This window comes from Ruegeria sp. CDSB136 (assembly GCF_059610965.1).
Genome location: NZ_JBXWOP010000002.1, coordinates 191,170 through 209,090, shown reverse-complemented (window position 1 = coordinate 209,090; position 17,921 = coordinate 191,170). Strand labels below are relative to the sequence as shown.

General features: G+C 60.3%; 18 protein-coding genes. 5 read left to right on the top strand and 13 right to left on the bottom strand.

What is annotated here, in order from left to right; translation table 11 throughout:
- Nucleotides 1-459: an Lrp/AsnC family transcriptional regulator gene (locus AC2FIR_RS03450; protein ID WP_170614335.1), complete on the bottom strand. Its 459-nt coding sequence runs from the start codon at nucleotides 457-459 to the stop codon at nucleotides 1-3.
- Between the two features lie 137 nt (nucleotides 460-596).
- Here AC2FIR_RS03450 and ald point away from each other — a divergent pair, with 137 nt between their 5' ends.
- Nucleotides 597-1,715: an alanine dehydrogenase gene (ald, locus tag AC2FIR_RS03445; RefSeq protein WP_480813058.1), complete on the top strand. Its 1,119-nt coding sequence runs from the start codon at nucleotides 597-599 to the stop codon at nucleotides 1,713-1,715.
- A 192-nt stretch (nucleotides 1,716-1,907) separates the two neighbouring features.
- Here the strand turns inward: ald and AC2FIR_RS03440 are convergent, their stop codons facing one another.
- The 11 genes from AC2FIR_RS03440 to AC2FIR_RS03390 all read right to left on the bottom strand — a co-directional run bounded on the left by AC2FIR_RS03440 (nucleotide 1,908) and on the right by AC2FIR_RS03390 (nucleotide 13,442).
- The gene (locus AC2FIR_RS03440; RefSeq protein WP_480813057.1) at nucleotides 1,908-2,714 is read right to left on the bottom strand and encodes a mechanosensitive ion channel family protein; all 807 of its coding nucleotides are present in this window, start codon (nucleotides 2,712-2,714) and stop codon (nucleotides 1,908-1,910) included.
- 463 nt (nucleotides 2,715-3,177) lie between these two features.
- A complete protein-coding gene (locus AC2FIR_RS03435) occupies nucleotides 3,178-3,624 on the bottom strand; it encodes a YtoQ family protein (protein ID WP_170807368.1) in 447 nt (148 codons plus the stop codon).
- An 81-nt stretch (nucleotides 3,625-3,705) separates the two neighbouring features.
- A complete protein-coding gene (gene pheT / locus AC2FIR_RS03430; protein WP_496745004.1) occupies nucleotides 3,706-6,102 on the bottom strand; it encodes a phenylalanine--tRNA ligase subunit beta in 2,397 nt (798 codons plus the stop codon).
- A 78-nt stretch (nucleotides 6,103-6,180) separates the two neighbouring features.
- Nucleotides 6,181-6,975: a CE1 family esterase gene (locus AC2FIR_RS03425; RefSeq protein ID WP_480912588.1), complete on the bottom strand. Its 795-nt coding sequence runs from the start codon at nucleotides 6,973-6,975 to the stop codon at nucleotides 6,181-6,183.
- Between the two features lie 289 nt (nucleotides 6,976-7,264).
- Nucleotides 7,265-7,582 (bottom strand): hypothetical protein, encoded by a 318-nt coding sequence (locus AC2FIR_RS03420; protein ID WP_496761916.1) that lies wholly within the window; start codon nucleotides 7,580-7,582, stop codon nucleotides 7,265-7,267.
- Nucleotides 7,583-8,656 carry a phenylalanine--tRNA ligase subunit alpha gene (pheS, locus tag AC2FIR_RS03415; protein WP_239339170.1) on the bottom strand — a complete coding sequence of 358 codons (1,074 nt, stop codon included), beginning with the start codon at nucleotides 8,654-8,656 and terminating at the stop codon, nucleotides 7,583-7,585.
- An 81-nt stretch (nucleotides 8,657-8,737) separates the two neighbouring features.
- A complete protein-coding gene (locus tag AC2FIR_RS03410) occupies nucleotides 8,738-9,805 on the bottom strand; it encodes a Hint domain-containing protein (protein WP_496761912.1) in 1,068 nt (355 codons plus the stop codon).
- 104 nt (nucleotides 9,806-9,909) lie between these two features.
- Complete coding sequence (locus AC2FIR_RS03405; protein WP_496745011.1) at nucleotides 9,910-11,280, bottom strand: glutamate--cysteine ligase; 1,371 nt, start codon at nucleotides 11,278-11,280, stop codon at nucleotides 9,910-9,912.
- Nucleotides 11,281-11,344: 64 nt separating this feature from the next.
- Nucleotides 11,345-11,872, bottom strand: a complete 528-nt coding sequence (locus AC2FIR_RS03400) for a hypothetical protein (RefSeq protein WP_170807361.1) — start codon at nucleotides 11,870-11,872, stop codon at nucleotides 11,345-11,347.
- The gene (locus AC2FIR_RS03395; protein ID WP_170807360.1) at nucleotides 11,869-12,720 is read right to left on the bottom strand and encodes a GNAT family N-acetyltransferase; all 852 of its coding nucleotides are present in this window, start codon (nucleotides 12,718-12,720) and stop codon (nucleotides 11,869-11,871) included. Before AC2FIR_RS03395 ends, AC2FIR_RS03400 begins: the two co-directional genes overlap by 4 nt.
- Complete coding sequence (locus tag AC2FIR_RS03390) at nucleotides 12,717-13,442, bottom strand: 16S rRNA (uracil(1498)-N(3))-methyltransferase (RefSeq protein ID WP_321249436.1); 726 nt, start codon at nucleotides 13,440-13,442, stop codon at nucleotides 12,717-12,719. Before AC2FIR_RS03390 ends, AC2FIR_RS03395 begins: the two co-directional genes overlap by 4 nt.
- 12 nt (nucleotides 13,443-13,454) lie before the next feature.
- Here AC2FIR_RS03390 and ubiA point away from each other — a divergent pair, with 12 nt between their 5' ends.
- From ubiA to AC2FIR_RS03370, 4 genes are all read left to right on the top strand, one after another.
- Nucleotides 13,455-14,417: a 4-hydroxybenzoate octaprenyltransferase gene (ubiA, locus tag AC2FIR_RS03385; RefSeq protein ID WP_480813046.1), complete on the top strand. Its 963-nt coding sequence runs from the start codon at nucleotides 13,455-13,457 to the stop codon at nucleotides 14,415-14,417.
- 65 nt (nucleotides 14,418-14,482) lie between these two features.
- Entirely contained in the window at nucleotides 14,483-16,396 is a 1,914-nt protein-coding gene (locus AC2FIR_RS03380) for an OmpA family protein (protein WP_496745014.1), read from the top strand.
- 1 nt (nucleotide 16,397) lies between these two features.
- Nucleotides 16,398-16,718, top strand: a complete 321-nt coding sequence (locus AC2FIR_RS03375; RefSeq protein ID WP_170614320.1) for a hypothetical protein — start codon at nucleotides 16,398-16,400, stop codon at nucleotides 16,716-16,718.
- Nucleotides 16,719-16,895: 177 nt separating this feature from the next.
- On the top strand, nucleotides 16,896-17,426 hold the full coding sequence (locus tag AC2FIR_RS03370) for a hypothetical protein (protein ID WP_496745016.1): 531 nt from the start codon (nucleotides 16,896-16,898) through the stop codon (nucleotides 17,424-17,426).
- A 49-nt stretch (nucleotides 17,427-17,475) separates the two neighbouring features.
- Here AC2FIR_RS03370 and AC2FIR_RS03365 read toward each other — a convergent pair whose 3' ends face one another.
- On the bottom strand, nucleotides 17,476-17,919 hold the full coding sequence (locus AC2FIR_RS03365; protein ID WP_496745018.1) for a molybdenum cofactor biosynthesis protein MoaE: 444 nt from the start codon (nucleotides 17,917-17,919) through the stop codon (nucleotides 17,476-17,478).
- Between the last annotated feature and the right edge of the window lie 2 nt (nucleotides 17,920-17,921).

Below are 17,921 nucleotides of genomic sequence, written 5' to 3'. Positions count from 1 at the left end.
TCACACCGGCAATGCGGTGGTCTTGAACACGGTCCGCAGCGCAAAGGAACTCTGCATCTGTGCCACGCCGGGCAAACGTGACAGGTATTGCCGGTGGATACGGGCAAAGTCCTCGGTGTTTTCCGCGACGACCTTCAGGATGTAATCCGCAGTACCCGCCATAAGATGGCATTCCAGAACATCCGGTATCCGCGATACTGCCTTCTCGAACGCATCCAGAACCTCTTCGGCCTGACCCTGTAACGTGATCTCGACAAACACGGTTGTCGGAACGTTCATCTTGCGCGCATCCAGCAGCGCCACGTAGTTGCGGATATAGCCTTCGACCTCGAGCCGCTGTACACGTCTGTGGCAGGCGGAGGGCGACAGATTCACCTGCTCTGAAAGCTCAGCATTCGACATTCTGCCATTGCGCTGCAGGGCGGCCAGAATCTTTCGATCAGTCGAATCTATGCTCATTCACGCAAATCCTTTGCAAGATTCTGACAGTATATCGAAGAATCCACCGAAACAAACTTAGATTCCGGGCAAAGTTTCACAGAAATTGCGGCTGTGAGTGCCCATAATTTAGGCAGTTTATGGATGGAGAGGCCAAAATGAAAATCGGTTGCCCAAAGGAAATCAAACCTCAGGAATTCCGTGTCGGTATGACGCCCAACGCCGCACAGGAAGCTGTCGCGCGCGGCCATGAGGTCATCATCGAAACCGGAGCCGGCCTGGGATCCGGCTTTGACAATGACGCCTATACCGCTGCCGGTGCCAGCATCGTCGACACCGCGGCCGAGGTGTTCGCGACGGCGGACATGATCGTGAAAGTCAAGGAACCGCAGGCGGTCGAGCGCAAGATGCTGCGCGAAGGCCAGCTGCTGTTCACCTACCTTCACCTGGCCCCCGATCCGGATCAGACCCGCGACCTGCTGGACTCCGGCTGCACCGCCATTGCCTATGAAACCGTGACCGACGCCAATGGCGGCCTGCCGTTGCTGGCCCCGATGTCCGAAGTCGCTGGCCGTCTGGCCCCTCAGGTCGGCTCGTGGACGCTGCAAAAGGCCAATGGTGGCCGTGGAGTTCTGATGGGCGGTGTTCCCGGTGTTGGCCCGGCAAAGGTCGTCGTGATCGGCGGTGGTGTTGTTGGTACCCACGCTGCCAAGATCGCAGCCGGCATGGGCGCGGACGTCACCGTTCTGGACCGTTCGCTGCCACGTCTGCGGTATCTGGACGACGTCTATGGCGGCACGTTCAAGAACCAGTACTCGACCGCTGGCGCAACGGCCGAACTGATCCAGACTGCAGACATGGTGATCGGCGCCGTTCTGATCCCCGGTGCAGAAGCCCCCAAGCTGGTCTCGCGCGCGCAATTGTCCACAATGAAGCCGGGTGCGGTGCTGGTGGACGTGGCCATCGACCAGGGCGGCTGCTTTGAAACCTCGAAAGCCACCACCCATGCGGAACCGATCTACGAGGTCGATGGCATCATGCACTATTGCGTGGCCAACATGCCGGGCGCGGTTGCGCGCACCTCGACCATTGCATTGGGCAACGCGACCATGCCGTTCATGCTGGCACTTGCGGACAAGGGTTGGAAACAGGCATGTCAGGATGACCCGCACCTGCTGAACGGTCTGAACGTTCACGCCGGGCAGCTGACCTATTTCGCGGTCGGCAAAGCATTGGGCATCGATGTCGTATCTCCCAGCGTTATTGTTAAATCCTAAGCCCTCCCGCCGTTGAAAGCGCCCGCTGATGCGGGTGCTTTACAGCGGTAGGCATAGCGCCGCGCCTTCGGGCGCGGCGCTGTCGTCTCAAGCACCAGCGTGGCCGCAAAAAAAAGCGCCGCGCGTTTTCGCGCGGCGCCGGACCCAACAGGAGAAGGGCATTTCCAATGCCCGCCCGACGGGCGGGAGCCATCAGCCCTGTTTCTGGATCTCCACTGAATGCGGATAGGGGATCGATACGCCTTTGGCGTCAAAGGCTTCCTTGATCGTCTTGGTGAGTTCGAACCTGACGTCCCAGTAATCCGCCGCCGCACACCACAGGCGCGCCGTCAGATCGACTGAGCTGTCACCCAGATTGGTCACACGCACCCAAGGCTCCGGATCGCTGTGAATACGTTCATCCGCCTTGGCCACATCCAGAATAATTTCCATCGCCTCATCTGCGCTGTCGCCATAGTCAATGCCAAACACCAGGTCGACGCGGCGCGTATCATGCGCAGAGTAGTTGGTTATGATCGATCCCCATGACTGGCCATTCGGAACGATGATCTGCACGTTGTCCGGCGTCACCAGTTCCGTCGTGAACAGATTGAGGTCTTTTACGGTCCCCGCCGTCCCGCCGATATCGACATACTGGCCCAGCTTGTAGGGGCGGAACACGACCAGCATGACACCAGCGGCCAGATCGCTCAGCGTTCCCTGCAGGGCCAGGCCGATGGCCAGCGATGCGGCACCCAGAATGGCCACGATACTGGTCGCCTGTATCCCAAAGATCCCCAGTACAGCGACGACAACCATCGCGAGAATGACCCATTTGATGATGCTGGCGGCGAAGTTGCCCAATGTTGGATCGATCTGAGGTGTTCTGTTGATCCGGCGACGGACCATACCGCTGATTGCACCCGCTGCGATCCAACCCAAAATCAGGACAATCAGCGCCTTGCCTGCATTCAGCGCAACCGGCAGATAGCCGTTTGTCATTTCTACAATCTGGTCCATTTCCATTCCCGATTACTCCCTAAGCCGCAGTTTTCGCTATCCTTAAAACAGAAATCTGTGCATCTGCGCAGATCCCAAACAATTGATGCAACAGCAGTCACTTTTTCAGCATGCCGCAAGTCTCCTTACGTTTATCCGGCTCGCTCTGGCCTGCCCGCGATTTTTCGGTCTGTTCTTTCCGCCTTTTTCGCGCGTTCCTTCGCACGATTCACCAGTTTTCCCGGCAGGGGCAAACCCCAAGTGTTGTGGTTTCGTATAGGATGACTGCGCCATTCTCACAAACGCGCAATCATTTTCATGGGAAAGGCGGCATGTTTTTCCCCAGTGACGCCAGTGCTTGGAATCCGACCCGTCACGCCGAAGACGCCAGTCAGCAGCAATCAGCGCGGACCGGGGCCGTTCGCAAGGACGCCTGCATTCAGACGGTAAATCCGAGGAAAATGACCTGCGTTCGGTCCGCAGATCACTTCGGCAGCGCGCCGGTCAACACATAGCGCAGGACACCGACAACCTGTTCCGGTGTCTCGGTCACGGCCAGCGCGGCAGCGTCCACCTCTTTCAGCGCGTGCTGATGATCTGGCCCGTGCATCACGATCAGAGACTTACCCAAAGCCGCCGCGTAACCGGCATCAAAGGCAGCGTTCCATTGCTTGTATTTGTCGCCAAACCGAACCACGACCACATCCGCATCGGCGATCCCCTTGCGCGTTCTGATTGCGTTGACCATCGCGCCCTTGTGGTCATGCCAGTATTTGTCTGTCTCGGCGCCCAGAATAACAACGCCGCAATCGTCACTGGCCGCATGATCCGTCACCGGGCTGTTGAACGCGATGCTCAGCCCCTTGGCACCTTCGATGATCTGTTCACGCCAGTCCGTATGGATTTCCCCGGACAGATAAACGTTCAGCATGGCTTTCTCCTCTCCAGACAACAAAGGGGCGCAACCGCCCCTTCATCTTTTTGAAAATACTCCCGCCGGAGGCGGACTCCATCAGCCCCGCAGCGTACCGCCCGTGGCCTTGGCGACCTTTTCAACGATCCTGGCGCTGACGGCTTCGATGTCTTTTTCCTTCAGCGTTTTGTCCGTCGGCTGAAGTCGCACGGTAATGGCCAGGGACTTTTTGCCTTCACCTACACTTCCACCGATAAATTCGTCGAACACACGCACGTCCTCAATCAGCGCCTTGTCGGCACCTGCCGCAGCATTGACCAGTGTCAGGGCCTCGACCCCGGCATCGACAACAAAGGCAAAATCGCGCTCGACCGCCTGCAGGTCACGCAGTTCCAGCGCCGCGCGGGTGGCGCCGGATTTTCGGGGCAAAGGCACCTCGTCCGGCCAGATCGTGAAGGCCATTGCCGGTCCCTTGATATTCATCGCCTGCAGGACGCGCGGGTGCAGTTCGCCAAATACACCCAGCACCTTCTTCGGGCCCAGACAAATCCGACCGTGACGACCCGGATGCCACCAGGTGTCACCGTCACGCAGAACCTGAACCTTGGCAGGTGCGCCGATCGCGGCCAGAACGGCTTCGGCATCCGCCTTGACGTCGAACACGTCGACCGGGCGCGACGCGCCATGCACATCCTTGGGGCCATTTCGACCGACCAGCAGGCCGGTAATTTGGGTCTTCTGATCGCCGGGTTCGCCATCGTGAAAAACCGGACCGACCTCGAACAAAGCCACGTCCGCGTACCCACGCGCCTGATTACGGGCCGCAGCCTGCAGCAGCCCCGGCAAAAGGTCCGGGCGCATATGGCTCATCTCGGACGAGATCGGATTTTCCAGCTTCGTCGCATCATCGCCACCGCCAAACAGCGCGGCCGAGGCCTGATCGATGAACGTGTAGCTGACGCATTCGTTGTACCCAAGCGCCGCACAGGTGCGTCGCGCCATCGACTGCCGCCGCTGCGCCGGGGTCATCACCGGCTTCGGAATGCCGTCTGTGACCCGCGGCAATGGCTTTCCCTGCAGCTTGGTCAGGGACGCAATCCGCGCGACTTCTTCAACCAGATCGGCCTCACCCATGACATCGGGGCGCCAGCTGGGAACATGAGCCATCTCGCCTTCCAGACGAAAGCCCAGTCGGGTCAGGGTCTGGCGCTGCTCGCTTTCGGGGATGTCCATGCCGACCAGGGACCGAACCCGCGCCGCGTCCAGCTTGTAGGCACGCGCGTGGTTCGGCGCCTTGCCTGCCTCGACCACGTTCGAAACTTCACCGCCACAGATATCAAGGATCATCTGCGTCGCATGCTCAAGCCCTTCACGGGTGTATTCCGGATCGACGCCACGTTCAAAACGGTAACGGGCATCGGAATTGATCCTGAGCGCCCGGCCCGTCAAAGCAATCTGAACGTGATCCCAAAAGGCGCTTTCGAGGAAAACGTTAACGGTCTCTTCGGTGCAGCCGGTTTCCTGCCCGCCCATGATGCCCGCAATCGATTCCGGGCCCTTGTCATCCGAAATCACCATCATGCCGGGCTGAATCGTGTATTCCTTCTCGTCCAGTGCCACCAGCTTTTCGCCGCCTTTGGCGCGGTGAACGCGCAGGTTGCCCTGCACCTTGTCCGCGTCGAAAACGTGCAGAGGGCGGTTGTGGTCAAAAGTCATGTAGTTGGTGATGTCCACCAAGGCAGAAATCGGGCGCAGACCGATTGCCTTCAGCTGATCCTGCAACCATTGAGGGCTGGGACCGTTCTTGACACCCCGGATCAAACGACCGGTGAAATGCGGACAGCCGTCCAACGTGTCCTCGTCAATCGTCACCTTGATCGGGCTTTCGTAGTCTCCCGGGACCGGCACGTAGTCACGTTGTTTCAGGGTGCCAATGCCACGCGCGGCCAGATCGCGGGCAATCCCTTCGACGCCCAGCGCGTCCGGACGGTTCGGAGTGATCGCAATCTCGATCATCGGATCGACTTTCGAGGGGTCATTCTCAGCCAGCCAATCGACGAACCTGTCGCCGACTTCGCCTGAAGGCAGTTCGATGATGCCGTCATGTTCATCCGACAACTCAAGCTCGCGTTCAGACGCCATCATGCCGAAGCTTTCGACGCCACGGATCTTGCCCATGCTGATCGTCAGGTCCAGACCGGGGATATACATGCCGGGTTTGCAAACAACGACCGTGATACCCTCACGTGCATTCGGGGCACCGCAGATGATCTGCAACTCACCCTCATCTGTTTCGACCTTGCAGACGCGCAGCTTGTCCGCGTCAGGGTGTTTCTCGGCATGTTTCACATAGCCGAGCCTAAAGTCCTTCAGCCGGTCCGCCGGGTTCACGATCTCTTCGACCTCAAGCCCGAGATCGGTCAGCGCCTCGGCGATCTCATCAACCGAAGCGTCAGTGTCGAGGTGGTCTTTCAGCCAGGACAGAGTGAATTTCATTGCACGGGGCCTTTTTTGGCAAACATCCAGTCGGCAAAGGCAATGGCAAAGATTGCGCCGGGGTGCAAGCGCCGCGCGTCAGGGATAGGCTGGGGTGCGGCCCAAAAGCTCATCCAGTTGCCAGCCGATCCAGCCATGAGGGATGAAATGTCCGCCAGGATGGGTGTCCAGCACCACCTTTCCCCGCGCGCAATCGGTCCATTCCACCCGGCTGAGCGTCAGGAAAGGCTCGACACTCCAGTCGCCGCGTGGGGTTGCAGTTGCACAGCCGAATTTTTCCCGCCACAGCGCCACCGGATAGGTCGTATCGCCGCCCGGACCAAAGGGGAAGCTCATTACTGTGTCATCGGTCCCGTGAACATGGCGCGCCTGGCGCGGGGCTTCTGGGCAATCCTCGGTCTGCGGGATACTGCCCGCCACGGCCAACAAAGCGGTCACGTCATTGCCGGACTGGCAGACAAAGCGCCACGCCATCGCGCCGCCATAGGAATAGCCCGAGACATAGATACGTTCGGGATCAATGGGATACCGACTGGCGACATCCTCAAGCACTCGATTGGCGAAAGCCACGTCGCCAGTGTCCGGTGTCCAGAAATCCCAGCTTTTGCCCAGGCCGTTCGGCGCGACCAACAACACGCCCCGCAGCTTCGTGGCCCCGGCGATACGCTCGTGGTTCACCACAACCGTCCCCTGCCGCGCCCAGCCGTGAAAATGCAGCAACACCGGCAGAGGCGTCACCCCGTCCCAGCCATCGGGTTCCAGCACATGATACGAGCGGTCGCCGACCTGACAGGCGGTATCCCCGTGGCAGGTATCCACGGCGGCGGCCGGGGTGGCGGTCAGCAGAAGCAGGCATAGCAGTCGATAGATCATAGGCCGGAGCCTAGTCAGACTCACGGCACTGTCACGTAACATATTGGTGTAGGCCAGGCTCCAGCCCGGCACCCGGGGCATGGTGGGCTGAAGCCCGCCCGACATCCAACCAAACCACCAAGCCGCGCCATCGCCAGACCGCGGGATGGCGATCCTCGGGTTGTGTTGGGCACTTTATGGCAGCCAAACCCGTGTGACGTTCAAACGGAACGCTGGCGGAGACAAATCGCCAGCCCGTCCGGGCGGTCTGGCGATGGCGCGGCGGCCTATCGGCCTTTGCTCCGCGCCGCTATTTCGACTGCTTTTTCGCGAATTCATTAATGAGCTTCTTGGCCATGGCTTTTTGATCTTCCACCTCTTTCAGAGGATTCACTTTCTTTAAAAATCCGTTACGGGTCGCCAAAAGAGCCACCCACACTCCCGGAGATACAGCGATAACCGCAACCAACAAAACCCAAGCAAAGGACGATCCGAACAAGCGTTCTACTGAAAGCTGAAGAAAGCCTAACGCTACAACTAGCCCGACCAGCCATAGAAATGGAACCTTGGCTACTCTACGGCGCCACCAATCATAATAGCTCGCCAGATATACACCCAGCGGATACACTTACCGGCTCAAACCACCATGCAGGTTCGGCATATCCAGCGCTGCGAAACCGTAATGGCGCAGCCAGCGCAGGTCGCTATCAAAGAAGGCTCGCAAATCCGGAATGCCGTATTTCAGCATCGCCAGACGGTCGATCCCGATGCCAAAAGCGAAACCCTGATAGACCTCAGGATCAATCCCTCCGGCGGCGATCACCTTGGGGTGGACCATGCCCGAGCCCAGAATCTCCATCCAGTCGTCGCCCTCGCCGATTTTCAGCTGACCGTTATCCCAGGAACAGCGGATATCAACCTCGGCCGACGGTTCGGTGAAGGGGAAGTGCGAGGCGCGGAAGCGCAGTTCGACGTCGTCAACCTCGAAGAACGCCTTCACGAATTCCTCCAGAACCCATTTCAGGTTCGCCATCGAGATGTCCTTGTCGATGGCAAGCCCCTCGACCTGATGGAACATCGGCGTGTGGGTCTGGTCATAGTCGGCGCGGTACACGCCGCCCGGGCAGATCACGCGGATCGGCGCGCCCTGCAGCTCCATCGACCGGATTTGCACCGGCGAGGTATGGGTGCGCAGGACATGCGGCGGGCGATTGTCGCCCTCGGCGCGGTGCATGTAGAACGTGTCCATCTCGGCCCGTGCAGGGTGGTGGCCGGGGATGTTCAGCGCGTCGAAGTTGTGCCAGTCGGTTTCGATCCGCGGCCCTTCGGCCACCGAGAAACCCAGTTCGGCAAAGATCGCGGTCAGTTCCTCGGTCGCCTGGCTGACCGGGTGGATCGAGCCCTGACGGCGCGCGCGGGTCGGCAGGGTGACGTCCAGCCATTCGGTGCGCAGACGTTCATCCAGCGCGGCGTCGGCCAGAGCGGCTTTTTTGGCGGATAGCGCCGAGTTGATCTCATCCTTCAGGGCATTCAGCGCCGGGCCTGCAACCTGGCGTTCCTCGGGTGTCATTTTGCCCAGCTCGCGCATCTTCAGCGCGACTTCGCCCTTTTTGCCCACGGCGGCCACGCGGATCGCTTCGAGTGCGTTCTCGTCGCCCGCGTCTGCGATCTGACCCAGATATTTTGCCTTAAGATCGTCCATGACGCTTCCTGACTTTGGCCCCTGAATGCTGTTGCGGACCTGCTATCACAGCAGCCCGCGAAAGCAAGAGGGCGCGCACATTCAGGCGAAACGAAGCAGCGCTGTGGTTCTGTCCTGCCGCACCGGGCGCGCTGCAAGGCCATATGCCTCGGGGTGATTGCGCAGCTGGGTAAACAACGCCAGCAACTCGTCCTGAGTGTCCGTTCCCAACCCCGCAAGCCCCTCCTGCCCCGGAAAAAAGCTCTCGGAGATCAAGCCAGAGGTGGTGACAAGCTGATGGCGGTCAAACAGCAGGTGGATGTACCTGACAATGTCGCAAGGGTCTTGTGTCACGGTGGTGCCGTTGACCAGAGATATCGCGGGAACCAGTACCTCATCTTCGCCAAACAGCAATTCGGCCTGCCAACCGGTGATCAGGATACGATGCTGGGGAGAGACCAGAATATCGGCCTCGGCCCCAAGTGTACCTGAGTGGATCCGGATCGGCGCAAAGCGGCCACGACCTGAGACCGTGCGCCCGCCAACCCAGCGAACCGGCAGCGGCCCGGCGTCGATTGTGTGCACCAGATCACCCAGCCGCAGATTTTCGACAGCGCAACGTCCGTCGGGCGTCTCCACCATTGTGCCCGCCGTGAAACAGGCCGCACCACTGTCGCCGGGGGCCACTGACCCGTAGGTCAGGGTATCCGGATCGGGCTGATTGAATTGCAACGTTGTCGTGGTCTGGTTCGGTCCGACCAGAACCGGCAGGTTGACCGAAGTCTGCCCCGCCGCAAGCCCGTTTTGCGCGACGATGTTCGTTGTGCCGCCACCGATATCGTAAAAATCGATGACCTGACCAGTGTTCGTATTGGTCAGTGCATAAGCTTCGTAGTTGGTCGGCCCGCCACCGTTGGGATCCGTCAGAAGGATCGGGAAGTCATCCGCCGATATGACAAAAACAAGCTCGTTGTTGTCGGCATCGACCGACATCTGAACTGAGGGATGATCCAGCGGAATTTCGATCCCGACCTGCCCGTTTGCCTGGTAGAACGAGACCGTGAAATCTGCCGGAATCTCATCTGGGCGCAGTGCGACTTCAAGAAATTCGTTTACGCCCGAACTGGCGGCGTAGGCGTTGGAATAATGAAGTTCACTGATACGGGCCATGGATCACTCGCGCGACGGAATGCGTGCTAGTATCTGACGGCCCGCAAGAAGTACAAGACATTAGGCCTGTTTTGGCAAATCATGCCTTAGCGCGCCCGATGGTCTCAGTAGCTGTATTCAGGGTAAATACGGGTCAGATCGCCGTTCCAGTCTCCATAGAAGTGATCCAGCAACTCGTCTGCCGGAATCTTACCGGTCTCGATACTGTCCTTCAGCGCATTCAGGAAATGGGTCTCATCGGGGACCAGACCTCCGGCGCCGGGGCGCGCACGGGATTTCAGGCCGGCCTCGGAAATGGCCACCACTTCGCGTGCCAGATCATGCATGCTGATGTTGCCAACCCGCGCCTGCAGCCCGTCTTTGGCGGCCTCAACCCGCAGCGCCTCGCGGGTTTCCGCGTCCCAGCCTTTGACCAGATCCCACGCCGCATCCAGCGCGCCCTGATCGTAGGTCAGCCCGACCCAGAAGGCAGGCAGCGCGCACAGGCGGCGCCACGGGCCGCCATCGGCACCGCGCATTTCCATGAACTTCTTGATCCGCGCTTCGGGGAAGGCGGTGGTCAGGTGGTCGGCCCAGTCGGACAGGGTCGGGGTTTCCCCCGGCAGCGCCGGAAGTTTGCCCTGCAGGAAATCACGGAAGGACATGCCCAGCGCGTTGATGTATTCGCCATTGCGGTAGACGAAATACATCGGCACATCGAGCGCATACTGAACGTAACGCTCGAACCCGAATCCGTCCTCGAATACGAAGGGCAACATCCCGGTGCGGGCATCGTCCAGATGCCGCCAGATGTGGCTGCGCCAGCTTTTCTGTCCGTTGACCTTGCCTTCGAAGAACGGAGAGTTTGCAAACAGCGCCGTTGCCACCGGCTGCAACGCCAGTGCCACGCGCAGTTTCTGAACCATATCGGCCTCGGAGCCGAAGTCGATATTGACCTGTACCGTGCATGTGCGCCGCATCATGGCGCGGCCCATGGTGCCGACTTCTTCCATATAGTCGTTCATCAGCCGATAACGGCCCTTGGGCATCAGCGGCATCTGGTCATGGGTCCAGATCGGAGCCGCCCCCAAACCAATGAAACCGACACCAATCTCGTCGGCGATATCCTTCACCTCGCGCAGGTGAGTGTTCACCTCGTCACAGGTTTCGTGGATGGTCTCCAGTGGGGCACCCGACAATTCCAGCGCGCCGCCCGGTTCAAGGCTGACATTCGCGCCGTCCTTTTCCAGACCGATCAGATGCCCGGCTTCACGTACCTCGCTCCAGCCGTGACGGTCGCGCAAGCCTTCAAGCACCGCAACGATGGACCGGGTGCCTTCAAACGGCAGCGGTTTCAGCGTGTCCTTGCAATACCCGAACTTCTCATGCTCGGTACCGATACGCCAATCGGCCTTGGGCTTGCAGCCCGATTCCAGATATTCGGCCAGTTGCTCGTGGCGTTCGATCGGCCCGCCGCCGGACTGGGGAATGGACATGAACCGCGCTCCGCTCCTGAAGTGTCTGTTGCTGGGTCAGTCGTGGTCGCAAACGCGGCCAGTGTCAATGCAGGCGCACATGCGACGGGCGCGAGGGCGTGCGTTCCCAGATTACCACCGGATGCGGCGATCCGCCGTTGAGTTCCGACAACATCTGTTCGGTTTTCAGCCCCGGCAGGGCCGAGAACACATCAAATAGCGCCTCGGCGCCTTCGGCGTTCACAGGAATGTGAAGTGCGGGCTGTCCCGGCTGGTCCAGCACCCAATGCGCCGGGTCCGAGGTCGGGTCCAGCGCCAGCCTCTCGATTTCGCGCGCTGCGACAATGCCGCCATCCAGAGGCCCGAGATAGGTGATCTGCCCCTCATCTATTGTCACGACACCGGGACCACCCGCGCCCATGCGGAATCGCACCCGCTGCACCCCGATCACCGCCAGCGCCGCCGCCACGGCGACCAGAATCCAGCCCATCCAGCCCAGCAGCCCGCCGGGCCCGCTAATCCAACTGAGGCCCACCAGAAAAACGGCGACGGCCACCAGCACTTCGCGCCAGCGCCACAGGGCCAGTTTCGCTTCCGGGCGGATGAAACTCATGCGGCGGCCTCCTTTTCCGTCTTGAACAGGTTCACCGAGAACTGACCTGCCCGAACAAATCCTACTGCGATATAGGCCCGCGCCGCAAAATCTGAAGCGGCAAAAAGTACGGCACGTGACACACCCTTTGCGCGCGTCTCGGCCAGATGCAGCGCGACGGCGGTTCGGGCATAGCCGCGGCGGCGCAGTTCAGGCGGCGTATAAACCCCGCCGATCTGAACCACGTCTGGCAAAACGGCGTTGAAACCGGTCATGCAGACAGGTTGGTTGTTCAACAACAACGCCCGGTGGCTGTCCAGGCTCAGATACCCGTCAATGTCGCGCTCGGCCTGATGTTGCGCCTGATCCGAGTCCTTTCCCAAGGATTCCAGATGGTAGCTGTGCCGCCAGTGAACGGCCAGCGCCCGGTCAATTGCCGACAAGGGGACAAGGCGCGCTCCCGGCAGGTCTGGAATAATCAGCTGTTCCAGTTCCAGCGAAAAGGCAGGCTCATCCCGGCTGAGGATAGCGGGTCTGTTTTGCCAGCCAGCCAGTTGCAAAATGCGCCGGGCTTGGGCGGCCTCACCGATCACACCGATGACCGGGCGGCTTTTCAACATCTTTAGTACCGCTTCAAGCTCGGCATCGGTGCAATCCCGGCACTGCGGCAACAGCATTCCTTCGTTCGTGATGGCCAGAACGGCGCGCGGCGGCTCGCCCAGCATCCAGACCTTTAGGGACCGGGGTTCCGATCCGTTCAGTCCGAAGTCCCGCAAGTTGGCCAGCGGAAACATTGAAGATTGCAGGTGACGGCGCAGGAATTCCTCGATCGCGGGCAGGTCGGCGGCTTGCGCCAAACACCAGGTCACGACCAATCCCCCAGCGCCTGCTGCCACATGGTCAGGGCCGCCACAGTCGCGGTATCCGCGCGCAGAATGCGCGGGCCCAGACTGACCACATGCGCATAAGGCAACGCGGTCAGGCGGTTGCGCTCACGCTCGGAAAACCCGCCTTCGGGACCGATCAGAATGGCCCACGGCCCGCCCTTTTCCTGTTCGGCCAGCCTCAGCGCAGAGCCTACTTCCGCCTCGTTGCAGAACATCAGTTGCCGCCCATCGGGCCAAGCATCCAGCACACGGTCCAGGCGCTGCAGCTCGCAAACTTCGGGTACGAAGGTTCCGCCGCACTGTTCGGCGGCCTCAACCGCATGGGCCTGCAAACGGTCCTGCCGGATTCGTTCGGAATTGGTGAATTCGGTCTGCACCGGCATGATCCGAGCGGCACCCATTTCCGCCGCCTTTTCAACGATGAAGTCGGTGCGTGCCTTTTTAATCGGCGCGAACAGAAACCAAAGGTCGGGCGGCATCTGCAACGGTCTTGTCTGTTCGACACAGGCCAGCGTGCCGCCGCGTTTGCCTGCCTCGGCCACCTCGGCCAGCCACTCTCCGTCCCGACTGTTGAACAGGGCAACGTGTGCCCCGACAGCCAGACGCATGACGCCGAACAGGTAATGTGCCTGCTCGCGCGTCAATTCAACGGATTGCCCCCGACCCAGAGGGTGCTCTACATACAGTCTGATTTTTGCACTCATGAGACCTTACATATGCAAGGCAACGTCCCAACACCAGATGGTCAGGTCGCCGATGCCGTCAGCGGCAACTGGGTCGACACCCATGCGCCCGCTTTTGCGCGGCCCTACCTGCGCCTCAGCCGCGCGGACCGGCCCATCGGCACGTGGCTGCTGCTGATTCCCTGCTGGTGGGGCCTTGCGCTGGCAATTCTCAGCGACGGAAACCCACGCTGGGAGGATCTGTGGATCGCGATCGGCTGCGCCATCGGAGCCTTTCTTATGCGTGGTGCAGGCTGTACCTGGAACGATATCACCGACCGCGAATTTGACGGGCAGGTGGAGCGCACACGGTCCCGGCCGATCCCGTCCGGACAGGTCAGCGTTCGGCAGGCGGTTGTCTGGATGGGCCTGCAATGCCTGCTGGCGCTGGGGATTCTTCTGACTTTCAATCAGGCGGCCATCGCCATGGGCGTTCTGTCCCTGTTGCCCGTGACCATCTACCCTTACGCAAAGCGGTTCACTTGGTGGCCTCAGGTCTTTCTGGGCCTGGCCTTCAATTGGGGGGCGCTGCTGGCCTGGGCCGCCCATAGCGGCACAGTAGGCTGGCCCGCAGTTACCCTGTACCTGTCGGGCATCGCCTGGACGCTGTTTTACGATACCATCTATGCCCATCAGGATGCCGAGGATGACGAACTGATCGGCATCAAATCCACCGCGCGGCTGTTCGGGACGGATACGGTGAAATGGCTCAAGTATTTTCTGGTCGCAACCGTCGCGCTTATGGGACTTGCCATCATCGATGGTGCGGCCCAGCAGGCGTCCATCATGGCACTGGTCGTTGCCCTGACCGGGCCATGGGCGATGGGCTGGCACATGGCCTGGCAATTGCGCGGGCTGGATATCGAAGACAACGCCAAACTGTTGCAACTGTTCCGGGCCAACCGCGACACCGGCTTGATTCCGCTGATCTTCCTCTGCGTCGCGCTTCTGCTCTGATTGCACCCCAGGCCACGCCTCTGTAAGAGTCCCGACCAATCGCCCGAGGAGTCCCGAAACCGCACATGCGTTTGCCTTTTTCCATCGCTGTTGTCCTGATCTTTCTCGTGTCGGGCGGTTTGTCGCTGCTGGCGGCCAGTTATGCCGTGACAAAGGTCGAAGAAGCTTCGGAATTTGCCGTGCGCCGGGCGCTGGATCTCAAGGGGCACGACTGGGCCGAAGTGCATTCAGACGGGCTGCGCGTGGTTCTGACCGGCACCGCTTCGGACGAGGCAACGCGTTTCAACGCGCTGACCGCTGCCGGAACCGAAGTCGATACATCGCGTGTCATCGATGAGATGGAAGTTGCGCCCACCACAACGTTGGCGGCACCGCGGTTTTCGACCGAAATCCTGCGCAACGACAGTGGCATCTCGGTCATCGGTCTGATCCCGGCCAGCGTGGATCGTGACGCCATGATCAGCCAGTTGGAAAAACTGGTTCCAAACACTCCCGTGTCAGATCTGCTGGAAACGGCTGACTATCCCAAGCCGAAGGGCTGGGACGACGCATTTACTTACGCGCTGAGCGCGCTGGCGAAGCTGCCCCGGGCCAAGATCTCGGCCAGCCCCGGGCTGGTGCGGATCACGGCCATCACCGACAGCCAGAAGGAAAAAGAGATGCTGGAGCGCGACCTGACGCGCGCAGCACCGCCAAGCCTTCGGATCGGCCTGTCGATTTCAGCACCGCGCCCGGTGATCACACCTTTTACGTTGCGCTACCTGATCACCGAAGAAGGGGGGCGTTTCGACGCCTGTTCGGCGCAGGATGACGAGGCCCGTCAGACAATCGTGGCCGCCGCGCAAGCAGCAGGATTGTCCGGTCCTTACCATTGCACCATCGGGCTGGGTGTCCCCTCGCCTCGCTGGGCCCGCGCTGCCGAGCTCAGCATCGGGGCGCTGGCCGATATCGGGCAGGGTTCGGTGACCATGTCCGATGCCGACATCACGCTGATCGCGGCGCAAGGCGCGGACCCCGCCACATTCGACCGGGTCGTGGGTGAATTGGAAAACGCATTGCCGGAAGTGTTTGCCCTGCACGCCGTTTTGCCCGAACCAGATACACAAGACCAGGCCGGCCCGCCCGAGTTTTCCGCAACCCGCAGCCCGGAAGGCCTGGTGCAACTGCGTGGGCGTGTCGGGGATGAAACCTTGCGGGACATGGTCGACAGCTTTGCCCGCGCGGCCTTCGGCTCGGAACAGGTGCACGTGGCAACCCGCATTGTTCCCGATCTGCCCGCCGACTGGCCGCTGCGGGTGCTGGCCGGGCTTGAGGCGCTGTCGGAACTGCACAATGGTGTTCTGACCGTCACGCCCGAGGTGGTGGAACTGTCCGGTGTCAGCCATGAGGAAGATGCAAAGGCCCGCATAGCCGGGCATCTGTCAGACAAACTGGGCGAAGCGCAAGATTTCACCCTGTCGATCACCTATCAGGAACCGCCCGAACCCGAAGATGCCCTGCCCGATCCGGAACTTTGCGAGTCCCAGATTGCCGAGATTCAGGCGGCAGGCAAGATCGCGTTCGAACCCGGCTCGGCCACCGTTGCCACCGAATCGCGGGATACGCTGAACCAGATCGCAGAGATCCTGCGGGAATGTGGCCCCATCCGGCTTGAAATTCAGGGCCACACGGACAGCCAGGGCCGCGAAGAGATGAACCAGCAGCTGAGCCAGTCCCGCGCCCAGTCCGTTCTGAGTGAGCTGCGCGCGCGCCGGATACCAACGGCAAGCTACTCGGCCGTCGGCTATGGTGAAACGCAACCCATCGCGGACAATGACAGCGAAGAAGGCCGGGAAGAAAACCGCCGCATCGAGTTTCGCCTGATCCGACCCGAACCGCTTGCGGACAGGGAAACCGGGCTTGATGCGCTGGAAGCCACGCCATCCGAGCCTGAAGAACCGGAAAACAGCGCATCTGATACGGATGCAGGGGATCAGTAAAGTGAACAGAACCGAATTCATCATCGCCACTGCCGTCATCCTGTTTGCGGCATTCTGCATGGGCTGGTTCGCCAACTGGCTGGCCCATCGTCTGTCCCGCGTCCGCCAAAGCGACGTCGCTGATCTGGACCGTATGAGCCAGGAGTTGCATGAAGCCGAAGAAACCCGCGATCAGGCGATTACCTACCTGCAACAACGCGAGGCCGAACTGTCCAACCAGCTGACCCAGACCGAAGCCGAACTTGCCGCCGCGATGGACGGCCTGCGCGCGGCGCGGCAAGAGGCGGAAGAACTGCGCGGGCGGATAAACAACGCCGACTGAACCTTGGCGTCGACTGCACAACCTGAGCTTGCCTCAGGACAACAGTAAACAAGATCGGCGTGTTTTGGCCGGTCTGTTTCTTTCGCCTTCAATATTGGCGACAAATTCAATACTACGAATTGGTGTGTTTTTGCCTACACACATCACTGTCCACTATCCAGAAAATTGGAGTGTACTATGAATTTCCAAGATACTTTGAAAACCGCCACAGTGCTTTGCGCATTTTCCGCAACCTCAGCCCTGGCTTCCGGCGATGTCATCCCCTCGGAAAACGATACGTTTTCAAATTGGGGGGAAGAATCCGGATGGACCATCTTTGTAGATGATACGCGCGGGTCCTGCCTGATCGAGCGCATGGACGAAAACCAGAACGTCGTTCAAATGGGCCTGACCAAAGACCATGAGATGGGCTATCTGGGGGTTTTCACGAAGAATGACATCGGCCTGAAAGGTAAGAAGGAAAAGATCTTCCTGTCACTAGACGGCAACGTTTATGAGGCCGAAGCGCACAAGAAAACCAAGCACCTGGCCGATGGATATACCGGCGGGTACATCCTGGCGAACAACGCTCAGTTCGTTGACGACGTCATCAACAAAAACGAAATGATCGTGTTCCCGGAAAAGGAATTCGCATTCACCGTCAACCTGGATGGCACAAAGAAAGCCATTGAAGCAGCACGGACCTGCAACGCGGAACAATCCAGCTAATCTGCCCTGACACGCGCCGGCATCCGCCCGACGGGTGCCGGTTCGAGTATTACCAGCGGGTCAACGCGTCTTCGTCTTCATCTTTCGCGGCCACCCACTCCGTCCCGCCCGAGGTGATCTCTTTCTTCCAGAAGGGCGCGCGGGATTTCAGATAGTCCATCAAGTACTCTGCCGCCTCGAATGCATCCTTGCGATGCCGCGCAGCCGTGGCAACCATCATGATCCGGTCCCCCGGGGCCAGCCGCCCGTGGCGGTGGATTACCAGAACATCCCCCAAAGACCAGCGTTCCTGAGCCTCTTCGGCGATCCTGGTCAGCGCGCGCTCGGTCATGCCCGGGTAATGCTCGATCTCCATCACATCCAGATCACCCGTGGCCAGATTGCGCACGATACCGGTAAAGGTCACGATGGCGCCGTTGGCTGAATCCCCTGACGCAAAAGCGTTGGCTTCGGCGCCAAGGTCAAACGCTTCTTCCTGAACGGCAATACGCATCG

Bases quoted from the DNA above. Each gene is read 5' to 3' on its own strand.
- AC2FIR_RS03390 (WP_321249436.1), bottom strand. From the start codon at position 13,442: ATGAGTGCAAAAATCAGACTGTATGTAGAGCACCCTCTGGGTCGGGGG.
- AC2FIR_RS03365 (WP_496745018.1), bottom strand. From the start codon at position 17,919: ATGCGTATTGCCGTTCAGGAAGAAGCGTTTGACCTTGGCGCCGAAGCC.
- AC2FIR_RS03400 (WP_170807361.1), bottom strand. From the start codon at position 11,872: ATGAGTTTCATCCGCCCGGAAGCGAAACTGGCCCTGTGGCGCTGGCGC.
- ald (WP_480813058.1), top strand. From the start codon at position 597: ATGAAAATCGGTTGCCCAAAGGAAATCAAACCTCAGGAATTCCGTGTC.
- AC2FIR_RS03435 (WP_170807368.1), bottom strand. From the start codon at position 3,624: ATGCTGAACGTTTATCTGTCCGGGGAAATCCATACGGACTGGCGTGAA.
- AC2FIR_RS03405 (WP_496745011.1), bottom strand. From the start codon at position 11,280: ATGTCCATTCCCCAGTCCGGCGGCGGGCCGATCGAACGCCACGAGCAA.
- AC2FIR_RS03380 (WP_496745014.1), top strand. From the start codon at position 14,483: ATGCGTTTGCCTTTTTCCATCGCTGTTGTCCTGATCTTTCTCGTGTCG.
- AC2FIR_RS03440 (WP_480813057.1), bottom strand. From the start codon at position 2,714: ATGGACCAGATTGTAGAAATGACAAACGGCTATCTGCCGGTTGCGCTG.
- pheS (WP_239339170.1), bottom strand. From the start codon at position 8,656: ATGGACGATCTTAAGGCAAAATATCTGGGTCAGATCGCAGACGCGGGC.
- AC2FIR_RS03410 (WP_496761912.1), bottom strand. From the start codon at position 9,805: ATGGCCCGTATCAGTGAACTTCATTATTCCAACGCCTACGCCGCCAGT.
- ubiA (WP_480813046.1), top strand. From the start codon at position 13,455: ATGCAAGGCAACGTCCCAACACCAGATGGTCAGGTCGCCGATGCCGTC.
- AC2FIR_RS03450 (WP_170614335.1), bottom strand. From the start codon at position 459: ATGAGCATAGATTCGACTGATCGAAAGATTCTGGCCGCCCTGCAGCGC.
- AC2FIR_RS03370 (WP_496745016.1), top strand. From the start codon at position 16,896: ATGAATTTCCAAGATACTTTGAAAACCGCCACAGTGCTTTGCGCATTT.
- AC2FIR_RS03425 (WP_480912588.1), bottom strand. From the start codon at position 6,975: ATGATCTATCGACTGCTATGCCTGCTTCTGCTGACCGCCACCCCGGCC.
- pheT (WP_496745004.1), bottom strand. From the start codon at position 6,102: ATGAAATTCACTCTGTCCTGGCTGAAAGACCACCTCGACACTGACGCT.